The organism is Leucobacter soli (assembly GCF_042659205.1).
Lineage (GTDB): Bacteria > Actinomycetota > Actinomycetes > Actinomycetales > Microbacteriaceae > Leucobacter > Leucobacter soli.
Genome location: NZ_JBHSRW010000230.1, coordinates 1 through 3,465 on the forward strand (window position 1 = coordinate 1; position 3,465 = coordinate 3,465).

3 protein-coding genes are annotated in these 3,465 nt (G+C 70.9%); all 3 read right to left on the minus strand.

Annotated features, from left to right (window positions below; genetic code table 11):
• Positions 1-197: 197 nt before the first annotated feature.
• Positions 198-1,370 carry an N-methyl-L-tryptophan oxidase gene (gene solA, locus ACFPZL_RS11280; protein ID WP_218115865.1) on the minus strand — a complete coding sequence of 391 codons (1,173 nt, stop codon included), beginning with the start codon at positions 1,368-1,370 and terminating at the stop codon, positions 198-200.
• Positions 1,371-1,535: 165 nt separating this feature from the next.
• Positions 1,536-2,675: a tyramine oxidase subunit B gene (locus tag ACFPZL_RS11285; protein WP_236022080.1), complete on the minus strand. Its 1,140-nt coding sequence runs from the start codon at positions 2,673-2,675 to the stop codon at positions 1,536-1,538.
• Between the two features lie 275 nt (positions 2,676-2,950).
• Positions 2,951-3,463: a TetR/AcrR family transcriptional regulator gene (locus tag ACFPZL_RS11290; RefSeq protein WP_382335463.1), complete on the minus strand. Its 513-nt coding sequence runs from the start codon at positions 3,461-3,463 to the stop codon at positions 2,951-2,953.
• Positions 3,464-3,465: the final 2 nt, after the last annotated feature.

The window sequence follows — 3,465 nt, forward strand, 5'->3', positions numbered from 1 at the left end:
CCCCCTACCTGACGAGTGGCCCCGCTACTCACCGTCGGGACGGGGGCCGTTCGTCAGGTAGGGGGCCGTTCGCCGGGGTGAGTGCGGGCGCAGGGCGAGTGCCGGGGTTGGGGTGAGTGCGGGGACCAGGGCGCGTGCGGGCGCGGGGCGGATACGGGCCCCGGGGCGGGTGTGGGCGTGGACGCGAGCGCGCGCGGTCAGTGCCCGCCGCCGGTGTACGGGCCCGTCTCGGCGAGGCGGCTCAGATGGGCGGGGAGCGCGAAGCGCGGATCGACCGTGCTCTCCTCGTCCATCGCCAGTTGCGCGGCCCACTCGCCGAGCTGAGGCGAGAACTTGAAGCCGTGGCCCGAGAGGCCCGCGATCGTCACGAGGCGGCCGCTCGCGGAGCGGTCGACGACCGGCAGGCGATCCGGCGTGTAGGCGCAGTGGTGCACGCTCTGGCGCACCGGCTCGGGGTTCACTCCTTCGAACAGCTCGGCGGCGCGCTGGCCGATCCGGATCAGCTCCTCGCGGGTGTGCGTCGTCGGCACCTCGGAGACGTCGCGGTAGACGGGCCACTCCGGGTTGGTGCAGGCCTTGAACGCGTAGCCGTCGAAGCTCGGCGCCCCGAAGAAGTGCACCGACCCCGCGTCGCGCAGGAACGCCGGGAACCGTTCGGGCGCGAACAGCTCCGGCTGCTTCGGCATGAACCAGGTGAGACCCAGCACCTGCAGGCGCAGCAGCTCGTTCAGCTCGGGGGAGAGCCGGGACGACCAGGATCCGGAAGCAAGGATCACGGTGTCGGCGATCCATGCCCCCTGGGTCGTCCGCACGACGACCCCGTCCGGCCGTTCCTCGACGTCGATGACCGGGGTGTTGAACAGCAGCTTCGCGCCGTTCGCCTCGGCGAGGTCCAGGGCACTCATCACCGCGACCTCGGGCCGCAGGCCACCGCCGTGCGCGTCGAGCAGGCCGACATCGCCGTCGTGGACGCGGTGCTGCGGGAACTCCGCGCGCAGTTCCTCGGTGCTCAGTACGCGGTGGGGCAGGTCGAAGTCGCGCACGGTGCCGAGTGCCGTCTCGAGATCCGGGAAGCCCTCGGGGGCGATGCTCAGGCAGCCGACCTCTGCGTAGATGCTCCGGCCGGACTCCGCCTCGAGCTCGCGCCACAGCTCGCGCGAGCGCTGGATCATCCGCACGTACGTGCCGCCCTCGTGCACCGCGGTGCGGAACACCCGCGACTCCCCGGCGTACGAGCCGTGGGAGTGCACGCGCCCGTACTGCTCGATGCCGACCACGTCGAGCCCGTCGCGCTTGCTCAGCTGCCACAGCGCCATCGAGCCGACGGTGCCGGCGCCGATCACCACGACGTTCGTCTTCTGGGTTTCCATGTCGATCCTTCTTGTTCTCGTCTTCCTGCGGCTCCGGGGGGGGATCGCAGGATCCAGGTTCTGAATGGGTGCGGATGGATCCTGCGACTTCGTTCGCTGCGTTCACTCCGCGCAGGATGAGGGGAGCGTGGCGGCAGCAGGATGTCGGGCGGCGGAGGCGCGATCCTACGCCAGGGCGGGCTCGTCCCAGAGCTTCAGCCTGGTGCCGATGCCCCGTTCGAGCGCGTTGCGGTACACCTTCGTCGCCCAGGCGACATCCTCGACCGGCATGCCGCCGACCGAGTAGATGAACACCTCGTCGTCGCTCGTGCGGCCCGGGGTGTCGCCCTCGATGATCTCGCCCAGATCCTCGAACTGCTCGGGGGCCATGCGCCCGTCGCGCACGCGGTCGACCAGGTGCATGCCCCAGATGCCGACGAGATCGTGGGCGGGGGCCGGGAGCTCGGATGCCCAGGCCTCGTAGATGCTGCGGGCGTCGGCGACGTGGCGGGAGCGCAGGGTCAGGCTCTCCTCGAGTGCGAGGTGCGCGGAGCAGAGGATGAGGGCGCCGGGCTTCACCCAGGCGTCGGCGACGTGCGGGTAGTGCTCGGTGCCCGAGGGGCTCGGGATCGCGATGCTGACGATGTCGCAGCCCTCGACCGAGGCCTGCAGGGAGTCGACCTGCTCGATGGAGGTGAGCTGGGGGAAGCGCTCGGCCGCCCAGGCGATGAACGCGTCGACGCCGCCCTGGCTGCGGCCGAACACCTTGATGGTGTCGATGCCGGGGCGCACGGCGATGAGGCCCTCGAGCGAGGTGCGGTTGACGGGTCCGGGGCCCGCGATGCCGACGACCTTCGCATCCTCGCGGGCGAGGTGGCGGGCGCCGATGCCGGGGATCGCGCCGGTGCGGTAGGCGCTCAGCAGATTGGCCGACATGTGCGCGAGGGGAGCCCCCGTGTCTTTGTCGTTGAGGGTGAACATGAGGATCGAGCGCGGCAGGCCGAGTGCGCGATTCTCGGTGTTGGAGCCGTACCATTTGCAGCCGGCCGTCTGGAAGCCGCCGCCGAGGTACGCCGGCATGGCCATGAAGCGCCGATCCGGGCCGTCGAGCGGCATGCCCGCGAACGGCGACTCCTGCGGGAAGTAGATCTGCGCGCCGTGCAGGTTGTTCTCGACGCCCGCCATGCGGTAGTCGCCGCGCTTGAAGTCCAGGAGCATCTCGCTCATGGTGTCGACGCAGGCGGCCATGTCGGTGACCCCGGCGGCGATCATGTCCGGCTCGCTGAGGTAGAGGAACTCGATTGCGGTGGAGCTGCTGTCGGTCACAGGGGTCCCTTCGTCGGGATGGGGGTGCGCGGATGGAGTGCGATCGGCCGCGGCGGCCTGGATGCCAGCGTAAGGCTATCCAAGTGGATAGTCAAGGAGGGGTGAAGGATCGCGGCGCGCGGGATCGCTCCGCTCGGTGGTGGGCTGCACCACTGAGCACCGGCGTACGGCATCGCACGGATTCGGCTCCGCGGATCGTCGCTTCGGCGCCGATGCCGCGAAAAGCCGGGGGAGCCGAGGCCGTGAGGCAGTGGCGGTCGGCCTCGTCCTGCGGATCAGCCCTTCGCGGCCGACTCGATCAGGGCGCGGATGCGGGTGAGCGCCGGCTCGACATCGCCCGGGTGCACGAGCTGGTTGAACACGAGCCCGTCGAGCGCGAACCAGACGAGCTCGGCCAGCCCCGGTTCGTCCACCCCGAGGCGGCGCAGCTGGGCGTCGATCGCCTCGCGGTAGCTGCGGGAGTAGCGCTCCGCCGTCTCCCGCAGTTCGGGCCTGCGCCGGGATTCGAGCAGCAGCTCGTACTGGAAGGCGTGGATGTCGCCCTGCCGCGCCGCGAGCGACTCGATGCCGGCCGCGAACTCCTCGACGGTCAGCTCGCTGTTGATCATGTTGGATGCGCGCAGGCTCTCCTCGATGCCGAAGTCCATGGCGTCGGCGATCAGCTGGTCGCGCGAACCGAAGTGGTGCCGCACCAGGCCGTGGGAGACCCCGGCCTCGGCGGCGACCGCCCGGTAGGTCAGCGCGCGCAGCCCGCCCCGCGCCACGATGACGACGGTGGCGCGCAGCAGCG